This is a genomic window from Anatilimnocola floriformis (assembly GCF_024256385.1).
GTDB classification, from domain to species: Bacteria; Planctomycetota; Planctomycetia; order Pirellulales; family Pirellulaceae; genus Anatilimnocola; species Anatilimnocola floriformis.
Window position 1 is genome coordinate 2,160,190 of sequence record NZ_JAMLFW010000002.1, and the last position, 19,892, is coordinate 2,180,081.

Genomic DNA, 19,892 nt, shown 5'->3' on the forward strand with positions numbered 1-19,892 from the left:
ACATCGCGAACGGCTATGGCAACCATTTTTTGATCATGGCGGCGGCGACATCGTCGCAACCTTTGGTGGCCGCTTCGCCGCCGATGTTCGCAGCGCTGATCACGCCGAATTGCTTGTTCGGCGCGAGCCACATCACGGCGTACCACATGGTGTTCGAGCCGTTGTGATTCAGCGCTTTGCCGCCAGCCCACGGGCGATCGACCACGACCCAGCCGCAGGCATAGTCGCCGCCAGGAGCGGGCGTGTGCAGTCGCTGCAGCGTTTCGGGCTTGAGAAGTTGCGGCACTTCTTTGCTTTGCAAATGCAGTTGCACATAGCTGGCGAAATCGGGAAGGCTGCAATGCACGCGGCCAGCGGGGCCGATGGCGGGCGGATTGTCGCCTTGCGAGGGCTTCTTCTCATTCTTGGCCAGCGTGTGTCCCCAGGGTTGCTGCACTTTGCCGATGACGCCGGGGGGACCGAAGCCGGCCGATTTCATTTTGAGAGGCTTGAAGAGTTGCTCGGCGATGAGGTCCTCCCAAGGTTTGCCGCCGACTTTTTCGAGCATCGCGCCAACGATCGTGTAGCCCTGATTGGAATAGATCATTTTGCTGCCGGGCGACGCGGCGGGCTTTTCGGCGAGCACGGCGGTGATGAATTCCCGGCGCTGCGCGGCGACGGATCCCTTCTCCTGCCAGGCCCGCGACCAAGCCGCGGCAGGTGGTTCGGTGGGAACACCGCCGCGGTTTTGCAGGAGTTGTTCGACCGTCACGGCAGCGTATTCGGGCTGCATTTTCGCTTTCAGATCGGGAAAAGTTTCGCCGATGGTGGTATCCCAGCGCAACTTGCCTTGATCGATGTAGATGCCTGCCAGCGTGGCCGTCATCGATTTGGTGCACGAGCCAATGTGAAACTTGTCGGCCGTGGTGACCGGCGTTTTGTCTCCGCTCTTTCGCACGCCAACGGCGGCTTGATCGCAAACTTTGCCATCCTTGATGACGATCGTCGCGAGCGCGGGGAGATCGTGCTTGCTGCGAATCGTTTCGAGTATCTCAGCGGTTTCGGCGGCTGACGACACCGATGCGAATAGAGCCAGGCACCAGCCCATGAAAAAGAAACTTGACCAATTAGTGTACATGTGTATAATATCCTGCGTCGTTGAGCGGGAGAGGTTGCGCGCTGGCGGCAGGGAATGAATGTTGTTGGTCGGTGGCGAAACTGTTGTACGAGCGATTTGGAAGTGTTGTGAGCAATACAGCCAAGAATAAGGGTTTGCGTCCGAACAGCTTCCGGCAATCTGTTGCTCCGCAAGAGCTTCGGTTGTCGGCCTGGTGCGCAAGAGATTGAGAATGAGTTGTTGTGAAAGTGTTGTATAAAAACTGCGATACTGAAGCCTGTTTTGTGCGTAATTGTCGATCAGTATTAGGGTTGAGACAGATTCAAATTGTGCCAACAACTGTTGTGAAGGTGGTAGCCGATGGCTGTTAAGGGAAAGCCTATGCGGCCGGGAGCCGAGTTTGGCGAATGACTAGCGTAACGCTTACAATCGGTGGGAACTAGTTTGGAGGATTGCCGATGCTCTCCCATTTGCTGCTCTCTCGTGTTTCAGGCTTGGTGGCGCTGTTTATTGTCGCGGCGTGCGTTGCGGTCCGGGCGGACGAAAGTGAACGAGCCGACCGTGAGCAGGCCCGTGCCGAAATAGTTCGCAAGGTCGATGAGCGAATCGATGCCGCCCTCGTGCGCGCAAAGATCGTCGCGGCGGAACAGGCCGAAGATGCGGAGTTTGTGCGGCGGGCTTATCTCGATCTGACGGGCTCGGTGCCGCGAGTGGCCGATGCTCGGAAGTTTCTTGCCGATCAACGGGCCGACAAGCGAGCGCGGTTGATCGAGGATTTGCTCACATCGCCTGCGCATGCCAATCATCTGGCCAATTTGTGGCGGTCGATCATGCTGCCGGGCGGCGTGAATGTGGAGCAGATCAACAGCGTGGTGGGGGTGCAAAATTGGCTGCGGCAGCGGTTTGTCGAGAATCTGCGGTATGACAATCTGGTGTCGGAGTTGCTGGTGGCCACGGCGGGGGATGATGCGGGGCCGGCGCTGTATTACACATCGCTCGAACTCGCGCCGGAGAAACTGGCATCGAGCACGGCGCGGATTTTTCTCGGCTTGCAGATTGAATGTGCCGAGTGCCACGACCATCCGTTTGATAAATGGAAGCAGCGTGACTTTTGGGGTTATGCTTCGTTCTTTGCCCAGTTGCAACGGCCCGACGCCAATGCGCCGGGGATGCAGGCGCGACTGGTCGATATCGATCGAGGCGATGTAAAGATTCCGAATTCGGAAGAGATCGTGTTGCCGAAGTTTCCCAGTGGTGGCGCGCCGGGCGCCGAAGAGCTTGGCACGCGGCGGATGAAGCTCGCGGTGTGGATGGCCTCGCGCGATAATCCATATCTGGCGCGGGCGGCAGTGAATCGGGCCTGGTCGGTGCTGTTTGGTCGCGGCCTGGTTGAGCCCGTCGACGACATTGGCCCGCACAACGCGGCATCGCATCCGGAGTTGTTCGACGAGCTGACGCAGTACTTTATCGAGAGTGGTTTTGATCTGCGCGAGCTGTTTCGCACGATCGCCATGACGCAGGCGTATCAGCGGACGAGTCGCTGGACTTCCGCGCCGCCACCGGTGGAGTTGTATGCACAAATGCCGGTGAAGGCGCTCAGCGCCGAGCAGTTGTATGACTCGCTCAATCGGGTTTTGGCTCGTCGCGGCGCGGGGCAGATGCCGGGTTTGAATGTGCGCAGTTCGCTGCTCGATCCGCAGCGGCAGCAATTTCTCATCAAGATGCAAGGGCAAGGGCGATCGCCGCTCGATTACCAAGCCGGTGTGCTGCAGGCGCTCACGCTTTTGAATGGCGCTGATCTGACGGAGGCAACGACGGCGGAGCGCGGGCCGTTGTTGCTCGCGCTCGATTCGCCGCTGTTTGCCGAAGGGGATCGGTTGGAAACGATGTTTCTGGCGACGCTCACGCGCACGCCATCGTCGCCGGAGCGGGAGTTGTTTTTGAAGCACGTCAACAGCCGTTCGCCGAGTGAAAAAGGAAAGGCTTGGAGTGATGTGTTGTGGGCGTTGCTCAACACGGCGGAGTTTGCGACGAATCACTGAGTTGTCGAAGTGAGTTCGCCCGATGGTTGGAGCCGCCACGTATTGCCAGAATGGCCCTTGGGCTGCGGTTAGAATGGCCGGCTTCGGTTGCGGCTCAGCACTGGCTGGGCCAGTGGCACACACAGGAAAAATTGAAAAGCTCTCCATGGCTCGTATTCTCATTACCTCTGGTCCCACGCGGCAGTATCTCGATCCTGTGCGTTATCTCACCAATGGCAGTAGCGGCCGGATGGGGAAGGCGCTGGCGCAGGCGGCGCTCGATCTGGGGCATGAAGTTGTCGTGATTAGTGGGCCGGTGAATGTGGATTATCCGGCTGGTGCGCGAGTCGTTCCGATTATTTCGACGGAAGATCTTTTGAAAGCATCGCGTGACGAGTTCGCGCGGTGCGATGGTGTGATCGGGGCGGCAGCGCCGTGCGACTATCGGCCGATGCAGGTGGAGGAGCACAAGATTGCCAAGAACGGCCAACCGTTGTTGTTGCAGTTGGTCGAAACGCCGGACGTGATTGCCACGCTCGGCAGCGAGAAGCGGCGGAATCAGTGGGTGGTTGGTTTTGCGCTCGAGACCGATGATGCGCGGTTCAAGGCGATTACGAAGCTCGAGAAAAAGCACTGCGACTTGATTGTGCTCAACGGCCCGACGGCGATGGATGCGGGTGACAACGAAGTGGAGATGCTCAATCACGCGGGAGAAGTGGTGCTCGCGGCGAATGGTTCGAAGGACGAAGTTGCGAAACGGATTTTGCAAGTGATTCAGGCGCAACTAATCGACGTTTTTTCGGCGGCGGTGTCCGAATAGTTGGCAACTTGAGACGGTCTTGTCTCTGGGGCAAATTTGCATTCCTCATTGGCAAACTCTGCCGATGAGGACGGATAGCGATTGGCAGAATGAGGCTCGGCGGAACCTTGTTCGCAGGTTGTTGCTGCGACTACGCAGGCTGCATATTCGCAGTAGCGGTCCCGCCCCAGATTTGCTATTTCACGCCAATCGCCACTGCATAACCCTGCTCGCGCTTGTCAGTTGGCATAACAGTTGCCAAATTGGGGAAACCTGTGCTTTGCGACCTTGCGCCCACCTATTCTGCCAATGACTTTGTCGTTGGCTGCTCAAAAGTTGGGCAGTTCATTCACAGCACGCGTCCCAGCGGAGGGTCAGTGATGGATTTTAGTGCGTATCAGACGGACGAATTCTACGACGAGATGTTCGAGGCCCCTGGTCGGCCTCGGGAGCGGAGCCAACATCTGGTTAGTCGGCTCCAATCTCTTTCGGCCGGCGAACTGCAGCGCCGCCAAAAATCGGCTGAGCTCGCACTCCTCAACATGGGGATTACGTTCAACGTCTACGGCCACGAAGCCGGGACCGAAAAAGTGTGGCCGTTCGACCTAGTTCCGCGCATCATCGAGGGTGGCGAATGGGACATGATCGAGCGGGGGCTGAAGCAGCGCATCACCGCGCTGAATATGTTCATCGACGACGTGTATAACGCGCAGTATTGCGTGCGCGACAAAGCCGTTCCCGAATGGCTGATTGCCTCGGCGAAAAATCTGCTAGGTCCGTGTCGCGGCATGACACCGCCGAAGGGAATTTGGTGCCACATCACCGGCACCGATCTCGTTCGCGATACGAACGGCCAGATGTATGTGCTGGAGGATAATCTCCGCTGCCCATCGGGCGTGTCGTACGTGCTCGAAAACCGCGAGATCATGAAGCGGACTTTTCCGCAGGGCTTTGACGGCTTCAGCGTGCTGCCGGTCGAAGACTATCCCGATCGTTTGCTCGATATGCTGCAGCACATCGCGCCGCAGGGCGTGACCGATCCGAATGTAGTGGTGCTCACGCCCGGCATTTACAACAGCGCTTATTTCGAACATTGTTTCCTCGCGCAGCGGATGGGCGTCGAACTCGTGCAGGGTTCCGACCTATGCGTGCTGAACGGCCATGTGTGGATGCGCACGACGAAGGGGCTGGAACGCGTCGACGTGATTTATCGCCGCATCGACGATGAGTTCCTCGATCCGAAAACCTTTCGGGCCGATTCGACGCTCGGTGTGCCCGGTTTGATGGATGTCTATCGCGCAGGACGCGTTGCTCTGGCGAATGCGCCGGGCACGGGTGTGGCCGATGACAAAGCGGTTTACGCTTTTGTTCCCGACATCATCAAGTTCTATTTGGGCGAAGATGTGATTCTGCCCAACGTGCCGACGTTTGTCTGCGGTGAAGACAAACAGTGCGAACACGTGCTGATGAACATGGAAAAGCTGGTCATCAAGCCAGCCAATGAATCGGGCGGTTACGGCATCTTGCTCGGACCGCGAGCGAGCAAAGCCGAGATCGATAAGTATCGCGATGTGATTCGCGCCAACCCGCGCAATTACGTCGCTCAGCCGATGCTCGGCCTGTCGCGCGTGCCGACGATTGTCGAGGATCATTTCGAGGGTCGACATGTCGACCTGCGGCCGTATATTCTCTACGGCAAGGATATTTTCGTCCTTCCCGGTGGCCTGACGCGGGTGGCCTTGCGAAAGAATTCGCTAGTGGTCAACTCTTCGCAAGGTGGCGGCAGCAAGGATACTTGGGTGCTGCGAAACGGCTACAACGGTGGACGGTTCCAAACACAAAAGCAAACCTTGAGCGGCCAGTCGCAGTATCAAACGAGCTAAGCAGTAAGGCAATTGCAGATTTCAGATTGCAGATTAAAAATGCGGGTTGAGGATTCTTGCCTTCAATCTGCAATCAAAAATCTGCCATCGGCAATTCCCAGGCGGGGGACATGTTAAGTCGAGTCGCAGATTCCATCTTTTGGATGAGCCGTTGCATCGAACGGGCGCAGAACGTTGCGCGGTTCATCAATGTCAATCTCAAGCTCTCGATCGAGCTCGGCGCAGCCACGCACAACCAGTGGTCGCCGCTGATCTACACGACCGGCGATCAAGAACGCTTCGAAGAGCTCTACGGCGAGTACAACCAGCGGAACGTCATCGACTTTCTTGCCTTCGATTCGAACAACGGCAACTCGATTATCTCGTGCCTCCGCGCCGCTCGCGAAAACGCCCGCACGGTCCGCGAAATGATCTCGTCGATGATGTGGGAAGAGCTCAACAAGTTCTTCCTCAGCGTGCGGGCCGCAGCCAACGACCAGACGATCCTCGAAAGCCCCTACGAGTTCTTCAATCAGATCATTCTGGCCAGCCATCTGGTCGAAGGGATCACCGACGGCACGATGTCGCACGGCGAGCCGTGGCACTTCGCGCATCTCGGCCGTATGCTCGAACGGGCCGATAAGACCTCGCGCATTCTCGATGTGAAGTACTTCATCCTGCTCCCCAACGTTGGCGATGTGGGGACCAACATCGACACGATTCAGTGGGGCGCGTTGTTGGAATCGGCCAGCGCCTTGGAAATGTATCGTAAGCGGCATGGGCGGATTTCGCCCGAAGATGTCGCCGAGTTTTTGATTCTCGATCGGGAATTTCCCCGCGCGATGCATCACTGCCTGATCGAAGCCGAAAAGTCGCTGAATGCCATCTTCGGCCGGCGCGACGACCGCATCTACAACTCTGCCGAACAACGGCTGGGGCGGTTGCGGGCGGATGTGAACTATTCGCAGATCCGCGAAATTATCGACGGCGGGCTGCACGAGTTCATCGACGACTTCCAGGTCAAGTTGAACGCCGTCGGCGCCGCGATTCACGAGACGTTTTTCGCGGAACCACCGGCATCTTCGTTAGAGATGTCGACTCAATGACCATAGATTCTGGTCGGTTGCCGGCTCGGTAGCAATCTGCTCTTGTCCGGCGTTCGCTATCACCCTTATGCTGGCAGTCACGTAAGTCGGTCGCTGTTCCCGCCAACATCTCTTTCCAGAAAACTATGTCGCCGGGTGCGGTAACCAGCGAAGCTCACGTGCAGCGAGATCTGCTCCAGGGGTACGTTCCCTACCAGCAGGTTCACGATGAGCTGTTGGGAGCCGATGGCACGCTCCGCGGGCAGTGGCAAAAGTTCGTTCCCGCCCTCGCCCAACTCGGCAGCCCCGAAATCGCCCGCCGCTGGGAAGCCTCGCGCAAGCTGATCCGCGAAAACGGCGTGACGTATAACGTTCACGGCGATCCCGCCGGCCTGGCCCGACCGTGGGAACTCGACGCGGTTCCGCTCCTGCTGCCAACCTCGGAATGGAACACCATTTCCGAAGGTCTCGTGCAGCGAGCGACATTGCTGAACATGGTGCTGGCCGATCTGTATGGTCCGCAGCGGTTGCTGAGCGAAGGGCTGCTGCCGCCGGAATTGGTATTTGCCCATCCGGGCTTCCTGCGGTCCTGCAAAGATCTGCCAGTTCCTCGCAATCGCTACTTGTATCTTTCCGCAGCCCACTTGGCTCGCGACCGCAGCGGCCAATGGTTGGTGATTGCTGATCGCACGCGTGGGCCGACTGGCGCTGGTTATGCGCTCGAAAATCGCCTGGTGATGTCGCGGATGATGCCCGACGTCTTTCGCGATTGCCAGGTGGAACGTCTTGCGCGATTTTTCGCTACGCTGCGCGAAACATTGCAGACGAGCGGCCGAGTTCACGATCAGCCGCGGATCGTGTTGCTCAGCCCGGGCCCGACGAGCCCCACTTATTTCGAAGACGCCTACCTGTCGCGCTACTTGGGTTTCACGCTGGTCGAAGGTGGCGATCTGACGGTCCGCGAGAACAACGTTTATCTCAAAACGCTCGGCGGGCTGATGCGGGTCGATGTGATCCTCCGCCGCGTTCGCGACGAGCTGTGCGATCCGCTGGAACTCCACGGCGACTCGCTGCAAGGCGTGCCAGGTTTGACGCACGCAGCCCGCAGTGGCACCGTGTTGCTGGCCAATGCTCTCGGCTGCAGCGTGGTCGAATCGGCCGCCCTCGTGCCGTTCATGCCGACGCTGGCGCACTTCTTTTTGCGCGAGGAGCTGAAGCTCAACTCCGTTCGCACTTGGTGGTGCGGCGACGGCGAGTCGCTGCAGTACGTCATCGAAAATTTTGACAAGCTGGTGGTCAAACCGAGCTTTCCCTCTGCGCGACACACTGCCATTTCAGGTGGCCAGCTTCCGAAATCGCAGCGCGAAGAGTGGATCGCGAAAATCAAACACCGGCCGCAGAATTACGTCGCTCAAGAACTCGTGACCGGTTCATCGGCCCCGATGTGGGCCGGCGGTACGCTGCGGGCCTGCCATGTCGCGGTCCGCACGTTTGCGGTGGCGACTGGCGATACCTATGAAGTGATGCCTGGCGGCCTGGCCCGCGTCTCAACCTCCTCCGACCCACTCGCCGAATCGGCGCTCGGCGGCCAAGGGAGCAAGGATGTGTGGGTTCTGGGCGACGGCCCGGTGGCGAATGTTTCGCTGCTCCATCCCGCCGGCACGATGATCTCGCTGCAACGCAGCGGCAACGATCTTCCCAGCCGCGTCGCCGATCACTTGTTCTGGCTCGGCCGGCACGTCGAACGGCTCGAAGGAATCGCCCGTGTGCTGCGGACGACCCTCACCCGGCTCACCAGCGAAGCCTCTTTCGCTGGTTCGCAGAGTATGGGCCCGCTGCTGAAGATGCTTGCCGAATTGATGGCCTTCCCCGCACCGCTCCGGCCGTCGCTCACCGCGCCGGCGATGGCGGCGCTCGAAGCCGAACTCAGTCGTTGGATTTCCGATCCCACGCGCAACAGCCTGGCCAGCATGGTGAGTGCGATGCGCGGCGCTGCGACCGTCGTGCGCGATCGCTTGTCGCTCGACAGCTGGCGGATTTTGAATCGCCTCGGCCAAGAGCTGGTAAATCAGGGGAAAGAGCCGTCGCCGTCGCTGACCGATTCGCTGCCGATGCTCAATCGCTTGATCCTCGATCTGGCGGCGTTCAGCGGTATGGGCACCGAAAGCATGACCCGCGGTCCGGGTTGGCGTTTTCTCGATTTGGGCCGCCGTCTCGAACGAGCGCTGCAAGCGATGACCGTGATCAAGGTCGCGCTCGTCGAACCCCCTGCCGATGAAGATTCACTGCTCGAGGCGCTGCTGGAAATTGGCGATAGCTCGATGACCTATCGCAACCGCTACCTGACGATGCTGCAGCTGCCACCGATTCTCGACTTGCTACTGACCGACGAAACGAACCCGCGCTCGGTCGGCTTTCAAGTCGCCGCGCTCCTCGGTCACGTCGATGCCCTGCCGCATTCCAATCGGCAACTCCTCCGCAGCACCGAGCAACGGCTGATTCTCGATACCTGCACGCAACTTCGCCTCGCCGATGTCTATGCCCTGTCGCATCTCGATCGTCAGGGCCGACGTTCATCGCTGGAGCGGTTCCTGCTGCGACATAGCGAGCAACTGCGGCAACTGTCGGATGAGATCAGTCGGAATTATTTGATTCATGCTGGTCCGGCGCGGCAGCTCAACGAGATTCGTCCCTCCTCCACGTAGATTGAAGGTGACTCATGAAATACAAAGTCACGCATACCACGATCTACGATTATTCCGACGCGGTTCCAGTCTGTCACAACGAGATCCGCCTCTGGCCTCGCGATCATCGCCGGCAGGTTTGCCTGCAGCATCGCTTGCGGGTTCGTCCGGAACCGGCTCACACCGATCATCGCACCGACTACTTTGGCAATCACGCGGGGCAGTTCGCCATCGAGCAGCCGCACAACCGCTTGACGGTCACCGCCGTCAGCCAGGTGCAAGTCACGCCGCCGGAAGTACCCGCGCCGAGCAGCACGCCGCCCTGGGAAGACATCCGCGACCGCTTTGCCATCGGTCAGCCACCCTGGTGGCTTGAGGCGCGGCAGTTTGTGCTCGACTCGCCTTACGTGCAAGCAAGTTCCGCCCTCCGCGCGCTCGCCGAACCCTCGTTCACGCCGGGCCGGCCTTGGCTCGAAGCGGTGCTTGATCTGACGCGACGGATTTATACGGAGTTCAAGTACGATCCGGCGGCGACGAACGTGAACACCGCTCTTGAGACCGTGCTGCGAATTCGCCGCGGCGTGTGTCAGGATTTCGCCCATCTGCAAATCGGCTGCTTGCGTTCGCTAGGATTGCCGGCGCGGTATGTGAGCGGTTACTTGCTCACGCAACCGCCACCAGGACAGCCGCGACTGGTTGGCGCCGATGCCTCGCATGCCTGGGTTGCGGCGTTTTGTCCCGAGGCGGGCTGGATCGATTTCGATCCTACGAACAACGTCATCCCCGGCGTCGGCCATGTGACGCTCGCCTGGGGACGCGACTACGGCGACGTCTGCCCGATTAAGGGCGTGGTTGTCGGCGGCGGCCAACACCGCATGCGCGTGGCGGTCGATGTCGCGCCGATGCTAGATTGATTCGGAGTTGTCTACGCCGCTTCTGCAGGGCCTTTTGGCTTTACGGGCATAGTATGCAGCAATGCTTTGAGCACTGCATTTACCGTTTCCGACCCAGCAAACGCGGCTGCAACTTCAGGATCGAGCACGACGAGTCGCCCCCCCTTTTGTAGCTTCGCTGCAAATCGGTTTGGCTTCGCTTGCTTATAGTCGAACTGGTAGTCGTCTCGAAGTTCATCGGACATTTATTAACTCTCAGCGGTTGTCCGATCAGCCGCCAGGCGTTAGCCTCCGGCTTGTAAACGGTGTCGGCAGGAAGCCGGGGGCTAGCGCCCTGCGGCTGATTTTACTTACCGAATACTGACCTACTTCTTAAACATCGCATCCCGCGGGTTGCCGCGCGAGAGCAAGTAAGCGAGCAGGTCGAGCACTTCGTTTTCGTTTAGCTGCTTCAACAAATCCTTCGGCATGAGCGAGACCGACGAGGGTTTACTTTCCTCGATGTCGCTCTTCTTGATCGTTTGGATCTTCGCTGCGTTCTCGGGATCGATCACCATCGTGATGCTCTCGGGCAGATCGGTGATGACGCGGCCCGTGAACGTCTTGCCGTCGGTGGTGGCCACGACGGTCGCTTTGTACTGATCCGAAATCACCTTGCTCGGTTCGATGATCGAATCGGTGAGATCCTTCAAGCTGAAGCGGCCGGCGAGTTGCGTCAGATCGGGGCCGGTAGCGCCGCCGTCTCCGCCGTAGCGATGACAGACGACGCACCGCGCCGCCGCAAACATCTTCTGGCCGTTCTTGAAGTCGCGGCCCGTTAGTTTGCCATCGGCAAGCGCGACGACATCGGCAGCCGTGTAATCCTTGCCTGGGCCTTTCGCCTTCGGCAGCTCGGGTGCGACGTAAGGCTTGCGAAGGCCGAGGGCTTCGACGGCGAGACGTTCGGAATCGGTGGAGTTGCTGAAGGCGTCGTTCTCGATATTCGTGAGAAACTTCTGGTAGCTATTGCCGCCACTCTTCTTCCGGGCCGTTTCAAACCAGCGGAAGTAGTTCAAACGCTGATCGACGGTCCAGCCGGTCTTCAGATTTCGCAGCGTAAACGCATAGTGATACTGCTGCTGATCGACCTGATTGGCGAGGACCGAAGCCACCGTGCCGCCGTAACCGCGGTTGCGGGCCAGCAGTTCTTCCGAAACGGCAGTCGCCGAGTCGTGCTCCTTCGTCAATTCCGGCACGATCTTGGTGGCGGCTTGAGGCGAGCTCAAACCGACCATCAGGATGGCCAGTTCGCGATCGTGAGGATTCGAATTGGTGGGAAAAAGCGAATCGAATTTGGAGCCGAGCTTCACGCGCTCCGGGTCGGCAGGCAAGCCGAGTCGCGTGAAGACGAGTTGGTAAGCGCGGAGATATTCCAGCCGTTGAAATTCGCTGAGCTTGGCGTAGCTGAGCTTCTCCAAAGCAGCCAGGATTCGCGGCTGCAGCGGCGCATCGGCTTGACGAGCCAGGCCGACAACGCCGGTGATGATCGTTTCGGTATCGTTCGAATTCAACACCTGATCCTGCCAGGCAGCAACCGGCAACCGCTCGAGCGCCACCCGCGCCGCATAGCGAATGTGTCGATCGGCATGAGCCAGATGCGGCACGAGAAACGCCGCGGCCTTTTCGGGAGCAGCATGATCGGCGACATGGTAGGTCTCGATCTCGCGACGAAGAGCGCGCAACTGTGCTTCGCGCGGGTCTTTGCGTTCGATCGGTGCTGTCGATTCCTTGCCGACGTAGGTCACGCGAAATAGTTCGCTTTGCGCGCCACGGCCACCAATCGTGAAATAGAGTGCGCCATCCGTACCAACAACAGTGTCGGTCAGCGGTAGTGGCGTGCGCGAAACGAATTCTTCCTTGGTGGCTTTGTAGCTCGCGCCATTCGGCTCGATGTGAATCGCATACATCGTGGCGAAGGTCCAGTCGCAGATGAACAGCGCCTGCTGATACTTCGCAGGGAACTTCGTGCCATAGCCGAACTCGACACCTACCGGCGAACCAGGGCCGATGTCGACGAGTTGCGGCAGGCTATCGACATAGTAAGGCGGCCATTTGCCCGTGCCGCTCCGCCAACCTAACTCGCTGCCGCTCGGAGCATGCACAACGCGCGTCGGTCGGTACCAAGGCGAACCAAAATCCCATTCCATGTCGGCGTCGTAGACAAACATCTCGCCGTCGCCGTTGAAGGCGAAGTCGTACTGATTGCGATAGCCGACCGAGATCATCTCCCAGGTCTTGCCATCGGGATCGGTCTTGGCGATCCAGCCGCCCGGCGCGACAATGCCCGCCGCATGGCCGTTGGCATCCCACTGCCGCGGCGTGAACAGGTCTTCGTCCCAGTTGGGAGCGATGCGGCTGCTGATCCCTTCTGGCAGCTGGGCGTGGAGTTGCTCTGACCGCACGCCGCCCATCGTTTGCACGGGCGAGTTTGTCGTTCGATCGAATGGCGGCGAAGTGTGGTTGCCGCAGTCGACGTAGATGCTCTTGCCGTCGGGAGAGAGACGCAGCGCGTGCGGACCATGTTCGCCGCCGCCGCGAAACTCCTTGAGCTTCACGACTTCATCGAACTGATCGTCGCCGTTCTTATCGCGGGCTCGATACAAACCGCTGCCGGGACCTCCGTTGCAGCAGATGTAAAGCGAGTCAAAAGCCCAAAGTAGCCCTTGCGCGCCGGAGATTTGCTTGCCATCGATCTTGATGTCGAGCAATTCGACTTTCGTCTCCCCGCTGCTGCCGATCGCCGGTGGCGTGATGCGACAGAGCCCGATGTTGCCTTGATCGCTGGCGATCAATCGGCCCTTACCGTCCACGGCGAGGCAAACCCAAGAACCGAGTTTGTCCTTCGGCACGGTAAAGAGGCGTTCGGCTTGGAAACCAGGGAGCAAATTGAATGTATCGCGTTGCGGACCGCCGGCCAAAGCGCTGCCGCTGAGTACTTCGCCCCACGGCCCGGCGCCGTACTTTGCCACGACGCGCGGCTTGCCCCAATCCTTGGCTTTGCGCTGTTCGGCGATTTCCCAGCTGTCGTCGCTGACGATGTAGGTCGCTTTGTCGTCGGCGCCGGTGATCATCATTTTCAAAACGAAGGCAGCCGCGCCACCTTCGTTTTCAATTTCGGCTTCGAGCAGATTCTCGCCCGCTTTCACATGCTGTTGCACATCGACTTCGGTCGCCGATTGCCATTCGTTCGAGCGGAGGACCATTTGGCCGTTGACGCGGACTACCACGACGTTGTCGCACGAGGCCTTTAGCCGGGCCGCCTTGCCGCCGGTGAATGTCTTGCGGAGAAAGTATTTCTTATTGTTGTCGGCACCCCAGATCCAAACCGGCGCGGGTCCTTCGGTGACCCACGCCTTATTCGCGGCTGGCTTGGTAACTTCGGCTGGGGCCGGTTGCCCGGTCGCTTCGGCGACTTCGGGTTTTTGTGTGAAGTGCTTGCCGTCTTTCGATTCCGCGCCCAGCGCGAATGCACCAACCAACAACCAAGCCGCGCTAACAATCCAATACCGCATCATTGCTCAACTCCGGAGAGAAAATCTGTCGCCGAAGTTTAACAGATTAATCCGAAGGAGTGGCCATTTCACCTGTCACCGCTCAAACAGGCTAGGCCTTCCGCTTCGGCCGCCGCGGAATGCGTGTGGCAGCTTTCCCGCCACCAGCGCCGCTGATGATCTGGCCGAAATTAAAACGAGAATAGATCAGCCAGACGCCGAGCATCAGCACCGGAATCCACCAGAGCAATTTGGGTTGCAAGGCGAACACGACGACCGCGCCGACCAGCGCGATCAATAGCCACTTCGGCGTTTTCGAGAAAATCGCCGTGAGCTGCGGCATGGCGAGCCAGAGCGCGGCCAAGACGATGCCCACGCGGAACATCACCCATACAGAGTTCGCCATGGTGCTCACGGCGTAACCCATCGTCCACAGGACCAGCGCGCCGAAAATGAAGGCCAGCGCGACCAGGCCGATTTGCATTCGCTTCATGCGAGCTATCCGCTTACTTCCCAATCGCGTAGAGCGATTTATAAGTCCGCAGATATAGACGTCCGCCAGCGATCGCCGGCGAAGACGCGATCGAATCGACCATGTCGTTCTTGGCGAGAATCTCAAAATCCTTACCGGCTTTCACCACCGTGACCGTGCCTTTGCGTGCACAAAGATAGATCTTGCCGTCGGCGTAAACGGGCGATGCGCGATGGCGGTCCGCCGTCGTGCGCTGGTTGTAATATTCCTCGCCGGTCTTGGCATCCATGCAGATCAAGTTGCCATTCTCGCGGCAAAGATAGACCAAGCCATCGACGATCAGCGGCGATGGCACGTCTGGGGTTTCTTTAGCTCGCTTCCAGAGATAGGCGTTTTCGTTTTCGGTTACATCGCCCTTGCCGTCGGCCTTCAGGGCATAGACAGGACCGTTCTTCGCCGACGGGACGACAATAATGCCATCGGCAGCAACCGGCGTCGCGACGAACCGCAATGTCGGGTTGTAGTTGCCCTTGGGATTCAAGTCGCCGCAGCGCCACAGCTCGTGGCCATCTTCCAGGCTATGAGCAGTGACATAGTCAGCGCCGTGCGTCACGAGAAAACTCTGCGTGGCGTCGCGATACAAGATGGGCGAGGCGTAGGAGTGTTCGCATTCGTCTTTGCCGTCGCTCTCGCGATCGTGCTTCCACAGCTCTTTGCCCGAGGCGGCGTCCAGACAGACGATGACGGCTTCACGCGTCTTGGGATTTCCTTCGCCGTGAATCAACTGCAGGTATAACTTGTTGCCATCGATCACCGGCGTGCTGGTCATGCCGAACGCAATTTTTAGTTTGCCGTAGCGATCCTGCACGTCGATCTTCCAAACCTGTTCACCATCCTTGGTGTAGCAGCCGAGCACACCGTTGGCGAAGAACGCCCAAACGTGTTTACCGTCGGTGCAGGGCGAAGGCGATGCACTGTTGCCTTCGTCGCCGCGAACGTCCTTGTTGCCTGTCGCCAGGGTTTGCCGCCACAGCTCCTTGCCGTCGGTGCTCACGGCGATCAGCACCAGCTTGTCATTGTCGACACTGGTGACATAGATCCGGTCATCGAACACCACTGGCGTCGATCCGGCAGGGCCGGGCATGTCGAGCTTCCACGCCACGCCCTCAGTCGGGCTGAACGTTACCGGCAAGTTTTTCTCGTGGCTAATACCGTCGAGCTTGGCTCCGCGCCACTGTGGCCAATTTTCTGCCGAGGCAACCAGCGGAACTGCCAAAGCGAACGAAGTGGCGAGCAAAGCCATGAAATCGCGACGGTGGGACATGAGCGATTGACCTATCGGATGGTGAAGCAACAGCAGGCGGGAGGTGAGAGGGAACTGCCTAAGCAGTATCCTCTATTTCTGTTGATGGCTAAAGCGATGTCAATGGTCAGCGAGGCGAATGTAACGGAAATCATTCTAGACTCGCGAATGCCAATAACCGGGCCGTCGGCTACCATGTGCGACCGCGACAATGATGATTTTCGAGGGCGAAGCGAGAAAAATGAGCGAATAGGGAAACGGCCGTAGTCCACAGCGCTGACAACCGTGTTTCACTCGTTCAAATCGCTGAGGATCCGCCACGATTCCGCTAATTGCCTCTTGGACCTTCAGTACGAATGAGTTCGCAGCCTTTGCACTTTGGTGGCGGTACCACTCCGTGGCACGATCGAATTCGTCGCCGGCTTCGGCGTTGAACTCAACGATCATCGACTGGTCCGATGCGCTTCAGTGCTCGGTCGCGAATAACATCCCAAGAAGTCAGGACTGCAGTCTCGTCATTGACTGCTGAGACGCGCCGTTCAATTTCCGCATCCCATTCCTCATGAAGCGGTTCGACCTGGTTTGGGACGGAGTCGCGCAGCATGTCGCTGAGGCGCAACTGCTCTTCTTCCGTCAGCTGCCGGGCTGCGTCTAGCACTGCCTTAAAATCTACCATCGCATTTCCTCCACCAGGCATTTTACGTGCAACTGGTGAGGCGTTCTACAGCTTCAGCAGCGAGATGCTCACCTGCAGCAGCCGATCGTCGATGACCAGCGATTGCTCGTCGGCATGTTCGAACGTGAGGCAGACAAACTCGAGGCCGCGGGCGTAGGCGATTTGATAGCCCTGGCCGACGATCACCGAAGGGATGGTGATGTGCGAAAAGCTCCAGGGAGTGCCGGCCAGGTTCGACTTGATGCCGCCAACGATCAAGTTGGTAATCTCGCCGGCGCCGTCAACGACTTGGGCCGTGAGTTGACCGAAGCGGTCTTGCAGCAGGCCTTCGACCGCGCGGATGGCCACGCGCTCGGCGAGGTTGACCGTGACAAAGCCCGACACCCGTCCATGCACGCCGATGAGGCCAGTGATCTTCCCCACTTCGCGGCCGGGGACGCGCGAGATGCCCACGCAGCGAGCCTGCGTGGCGCACATCATCAGCGCGCTGTCGACGGCTTCGCGCAAGGCCCGCACCAGGTGCGGATCGGCCAATTCCTGAACAACATCCATTTCGGCGAGCAGCGACATGCGAAAACTCCTCGGATAACAGCGGTCTTCTATCTTGTTCGCCCTTCTGGCGTCGACAGCATGATGCCGCTTTCGGCGAAATCGTCGGCCTTTCGCGGCAACGTCCTCGTTCCTGGCAGACTTTGCCGAGCGGCGCGGTTATTCTGGACATCATGTCCTCTCCTCAGCCGACGACCGACGCTTCCCGCCCCAGCCTGACCGATTCGCCTTGGTTTTGGGCTTATGTCTTTGGGGCCGCCGCGCTCATCGCGCTCGTGGTTGCCAATTCCAAGTTTGGAACACGCCAGGCACAGATCGAGCGGGAGTTTCAAGCCCGCACTCGCGCTGCCCAAAGGCTCAACGGACAGGAACCGACCGTCGAACTCTCGACGCCGCAGAACACGCTGATTACGCTCGGACCCTTGTGGATCGTTCTCGCGGTCCTCACCATCGGCGGCTGGCTGCTCTTCTGGCAATCGCGGCGCGGCTCAGCAAACTCATCTCCTCCATCCTCTCCGGCGGACGCTTCTCATGTGGATCCTGGACAATGAATACAACCCGTTCTTACTCGCGTTTTTCGGCTGCGTGGTTTGCTTGGGTGCGTTCGTAGCTTGGATCTCGACGGGCAGAAAAGAAGCGCTCTACGCAACTGCCGGGTTCGTCATCTTCTTCATTGGCCTGATCATCGCCGAGCGATTGATGATTTCCGACCGCGAAGCCATCCAAGAAGCGCTGGTCAAAATCGCGCGTAACCTAAAGGCCAATCATCGCGACGCCGTTTACGCGTCGATTCACCCCAAAGCCACCGCGCTCGACGAGCAGGCTCGCGCGGAACTGCCGAATTACACCTTCGAGGATTGCCGGATCACGCAGATCATCGAAACCAAGGTGGACTCCGCGGCAAAACCCAAAACAGCCGTGACCGAGTTTTATGTCGCGGCCAAAGGAAGCTTCAATTATCAGGGACAGCCCTATACCGGCGCCCCACGCCGGATCATCAGGCTTACTCTTGAGCAAGACACCGACGGAAAATGGAAAATCATCAACTACACCCACCGCGCTCCGCTCGAAGCTGACGATTTCAGCGGGAAAAATTCAGGATTTCCCGGATCCAATTAACGGAGTTCATTCTGCCACAAAGGTAGTTTCATTGTGGTGCAAAGTCGCCTTCGCTAGCGTTCACACTGGCGAATCTGCGAAACTTGAGGGAATCAGTATCTGTCTGGCTGATTTTAATGTTGCAGCGGATTTGAATATCCGATAGAAGAAGATAACGCGTCAGCCCGGGCTTCACCGCCAACAGAACTCTATCACCCCTAAAAGGAGGTGACCGGTGAATCCCTTGTTCCTTACCGTTACGCTTGCACTTTCTTCCTTCGCTATCTCTCCTCGCGAAGATGTTGCTACTGAACGTGTTGACCTGATAGAGGTTAACCACTTCTACGACGACCAAGGCCGGCTGGTTTTCGATCAGCTGTTGTTCTACGACTGGAGTCATGACGACGGCCGCTACCAGCTGCGGGCCTGGCGGATGGTGAAGAACAACGCCCAGCTGCCGCAGCGCAACTGGCAATCGGGTGGCTACGTTGCGATCTGGCAGGACGGCGACTTGCTGCGGAAGATCAGCGCCCCAACGATCCGCGAGTCGTGGACTCAGTACGACCCCGAACTGACCGAGCGGGAGTTCCTTCCCAAAGAACGGCGAAGGGAACTTCGTTCGCCCAAAACACTAGTGGCCAAGGCGAAGTAATCGCTCATCTGAAAGTAGCTGAGTTCGCCAGAATTCAGATAGCCGGTTTCCATTTGCCAGGTCTGGATTCTGGCGAATTCAGCTATAGAAAGAGCGTTTAGCCCTTGGCGTTCAATGCTGCTTGCAGTGGACAACCTGCCGCGGCGGGCAATCCACGGCGGTAGCCATCGAGGAGTTGCCGCGATTGCTCGGCGAGTTCTCGGCGGACGGCGCGGCGTTCGCCTTTGATCCGGGCGATCTTCATTTCATCGTAGGCCGTCGTTTGATGGCGCATCCAGGCGATGGTCGCGGCTTGAGCTCGTTCCTCGATCGGGATCCGTTCGGTCCGCGCAACAGTGCCGCTACCAACGGGCGTGGCATGCTCGGTGATCGCCGTGGCGAGTCGTTCAGCCAGCGATTGATGAACGGGCGCAAATCGCAAGAACGATAAGACAGCGCCGCGGAAGTTTTCGACGTAGTCGGCCTGCTTTCCGGCGCGCTTCTCCGCGGCTGCCGCTTGCTTGCGAGCATACTTGGGATCGGCCCGTTCGATGGCCAGTTGCGCGCGAATCGTGGCCACATCTTTCGAAGAGCACCACAGGCCCTTCGAGAAAATCTTCCGGCCCCGTTTCTCTTGCAGGGCCCAGGTTTGGCCAGCTGCTTTTACGCGGCGGGTAAGCGCGGGATCGCCAGGCGGCAACAGTTCCCAATCGGCCGGCACGGTCAGCACGCGGCCTTCGGCAGTGATCACCGTTCGATCGGCGGGACCGGGAGCAACGACGATGGAATTCTTGGGCATTGCTGCTTTAGGTTTACAAGGAGTGCACAAAGCCGACAACCACCGCCGCGGGGGTGGAGTTTGCCGGATTGGCTTAACCGCCACGGTTGAGCGTGATCGAATAGAGGATCACGATCGCACCGGTCGAGAGCAAGCTCCAGGGGGCCCATTCGGCAGGCCGCCAATCGCGATTGGCCATAATGGGCGTGCTACTTTGAAAGAGCGACGATTGCCCCGGCGGCGTCATCGGCGATTCGCCGGCCATCACGTAGGATTCGACGACCAGGCATTCGCCGCCGAAGATACAGGCATAAATGCCGAGAGCGAGAAAGAGTGCGCGCCACATGGTGGATGACTCGAGAGAAGGGAGCGAGGGAGCCATCCTGGCGCGGGACCGTCCTTATGACATGTATAT

At 58.9% G+C, this 19,892-nt stretch carries 19 protein-coding genes; 9 read left to right on the forward strand and 10 right to left on the reverse strand.

Annotation, left to right across the window (positions count from 1 at the left end):
- Positions 1 to 13 precede the first annotated feature (13 nt).
- Positions 14 to 1,117 carry a serine hydrolase domain-containing protein gene (locus M9Q49_RS33150; RefSeq protein WP_254513598.1) on the reverse strand — a complete coding sequence of 368 codons (1,104 nt, stop codon included), beginning with the start codon at positions 1,115 to 1,117 and terminating at the stop codon, positions 14 to 16.
- A 437-nt stretch (positions 1,118 to 1,554) separates the two neighbouring features.
- Between M9Q49_RS33150 and M9Q49_RS33155 the strand changes: the two genes are divergently transcribed.
- From M9Q49_RS33155 to M9Q49_RS33180, 6 genes are all read left to right on the forward strand, one after another.
- Entirely contained in the window at positions 1,555 to 3,138 is a 1,584-nt protein-coding gene (locus tag M9Q49_RS33155; protein WP_254513599.1) for a DUF1549 domain-containing protein, read from the forward strand.
- Between the two features lie 145 nt (positions 3,139 to 3,283).
- On the forward strand, positions 3,284 to 3,937 hold the full coding sequence (locus M9Q49_RS33160) for a phosphopantothenoylcysteine decarboxylase domain-containing protein (RefSeq protein ID WP_254513600.1): 654 nt from the start codon (positions 3,284 to 3,286) through the stop codon (positions 3,935 to 3,937).
- Positions 3,938 to 4,296: 359 nt separating this feature from the next.
- Positions 4,297 to 5,799, forward strand: coding sequence for a circularly permuted type 2 ATP-grasp protein (locus M9Q49_RS33165; RefSeq protein ID WP_254513601.1), 1,503 nt, complete (start codon positions 4,297 to 4,299; stop codon positions 5,797 to 5,799).
- Positions 5,800 to 5,909: 110 nt separating this feature from the next.
- Positions 5,910 to 6,884: an alpha-E domain-containing protein gene (locus M9Q49_RS33170; protein WP_261365349.1), complete on the forward strand. Its 975-nt coding sequence runs from the start codon at positions 5,910 to 5,912 to the stop codon at positions 6,882 to 6,884.
- A 125-nt stretch (positions 6,885 to 7,009) separates the two neighbouring features.
- Positions 7,010 to 9,568: a circularly permuted type 2 ATP-grasp protein gene (locus tag M9Q49_RS33175; RefSeq protein WP_254513603.1), complete on the forward strand. Its 2,559-nt coding sequence runs from the start codon at positions 7,010 to 7,012 to the stop codon at positions 9,566 to 9,568.
- A gap of 14 nt (positions 9,569 to 9,582) precedes the next feature.
- Positions 9,583 to 10,461, forward strand: coding sequence for a transglutaminase family protein (locus M9Q49_RS33180; protein WP_254513604.1), 879 nt, complete (start codon positions 9,583 to 9,585; stop codon positions 10,459 to 10,461).
- A gap of 11 nt (positions 10,462 to 10,472) precedes the next feature.
- Here the strand turns inward: M9Q49_RS33180 and M9Q49_RS33185 are convergent, their stop codons facing one another.
- The 7 genes from M9Q49_RS33185 to M9Q49_RS33210 all read right to left on the reverse strand — a co-directional run bounded on the left by M9Q49_RS33185 (position 10,473) and on the right by M9Q49_RS33210 (position 16,991).
- Positions 10,473 to 10,685, reverse strand: a complete 213-nt coding sequence (locus tag M9Q49_RS33185; RefSeq protein ID WP_254513605.1) for a hypothetical protein — start codon at positions 10,683 to 10,685, stop codon at positions 10,473 to 10,475.
- Positions 10,686 to 10,805: 120 nt separating this feature from the next.
- Entirely contained in the window at positions 10,806 to 13,994 is a 3,189-nt protein-coding gene (locus M9Q49_RS33190; protein ID WP_254513606.1) for a c-type cytochrome, read from the reverse strand.
- A gap of 88 nt (positions 13,995 to 14,082) precedes the next feature.
- Positions 14,083 to 14,463 carry a hypothetical protein gene (locus tag M9Q49_RS33195; protein ID WP_254513607.1) on the reverse strand — a complete coding sequence of 127 codons (381 nt, stop codon included), beginning with the start codon at positions 14,461 to 14,463 and terminating at the stop codon, positions 14,083 to 14,085.
- 13 nt (positions 14,464 to 14,476) lie between these two features.
- Positions 14,477 to 15,766 (reverse strand): outer membrane protein assembly factor BamB family protein, encoded by a 1,290-nt coding sequence (locus tag M9Q49_RS33200; RefSeq protein ID WP_254513608.1) that lies wholly within the window; start codon positions 15,764 to 15,766, stop codon positions 14,477 to 14,479.
- A 135-nt stretch (positions 15,767 to 15,901) separates the two neighbouring features.
- Positions 15,902 to 16,192: a type II toxin-antitoxin system RelE/ParE family toxin gene (locus tag M9Q49_RS36265; protein ID WP_390845492.1), complete on the reverse strand. Its 291-nt coding sequence runs from the start codon at positions 16,190 to 16,192 to the stop codon at positions 15,902 to 15,904.
- Positions 16,182 to 16,421, reverse strand: coding sequence for an addiction module protein (locus tag M9Q49_RS33205; protein ID WP_254513609.1), 240 nt, complete (start codon positions 16,419 to 16,421; stop codon positions 16,182 to 16,184). The genes M9Q49_RS36265 and M9Q49_RS33205 overlap by 11 nt, the downstream gene beginning before the upstream one ends.
- Before the next feature lie 45 nt (positions 16,422 to 16,466).
- Positions 16,467 to 16,991 carry a chemotaxis protein CheX gene (locus M9Q49_RS33210; protein WP_254513610.1) on the reverse strand — a complete coding sequence of 175 codons (525 nt, stop codon included), beginning with the start codon at positions 16,989 to 16,991 and terminating at the stop codon, positions 16,467 to 16,469.
- A gap of 152 nt (positions 16,992 to 17,143) precedes the next feature.
- Between M9Q49_RS33210 and M9Q49_RS33215 the strand changes: the two genes are divergently transcribed.
- From M9Q49_RS33215 to M9Q49_RS33225, 3 genes are all read left to right on the forward strand, one after another.
- Positions 17,144 to 17,521 carry a hypothetical protein gene (locus tag M9Q49_RS33215; protein WP_254513611.1) on the forward strand — a complete coding sequence of 126 codons (378 nt, stop codon included), beginning with the start codon at positions 17,144 to 17,146 and terminating at the stop codon, positions 17,519 to 17,521.
- Complete coding sequence (locus M9Q49_RS33220) at positions 17,502 to 18,089, forward strand: hypothetical protein (RefSeq protein ID WP_254513612.1); 588 nt, start codon at positions 17,502 to 17,504, stop codon at positions 18,087 to 18,089. The genes M9Q49_RS33215 and M9Q49_RS33220 overlap by 20 nt, the downstream gene beginning before the upstream one ends.
- Before the next feature lie 214 nt (positions 18,090 to 18,303).
- Positions 18,304 to 18,720, forward strand: coding sequence for a hypothetical protein (locus M9Q49_RS33225; protein ID WP_254513613.1), 417 nt, complete (start codon positions 18,304 to 18,306; stop codon positions 18,718 to 18,720).
- Positions 18,721 to 18,817: 97 nt separating this feature from the next.
- On the opposite strand, the gene M9Q49_RS33230 is transcribed toward M9Q49_RS33225, so the two are convergent.
- Together M9Q49_RS33230 and M9Q49_RS33235 are read right to left on the reverse strand one after the other, a co-directional pair.
- Positions 18,818 to 19,498 (reverse strand): DUF2293 domain-containing protein, encoded by a 681-nt coding sequence (locus tag M9Q49_RS33230; RefSeq protein WP_254513614.1) that lies wholly within the window; start codon positions 19,496 to 19,498, stop codon positions 18,818 to 18,820.
- Between the two features lie 73 nt (positions 19,499 to 19,571).
- Entirely contained in the window at positions 19,572 to 19,823 is a 252-nt protein-coding gene (locus tag M9Q49_RS33235; RefSeq protein ID WP_254513615.1) for a hypothetical protein, read from the reverse strand.
- Positions 19,824 to 19,892 lie beyond the last annotated feature (69 nt).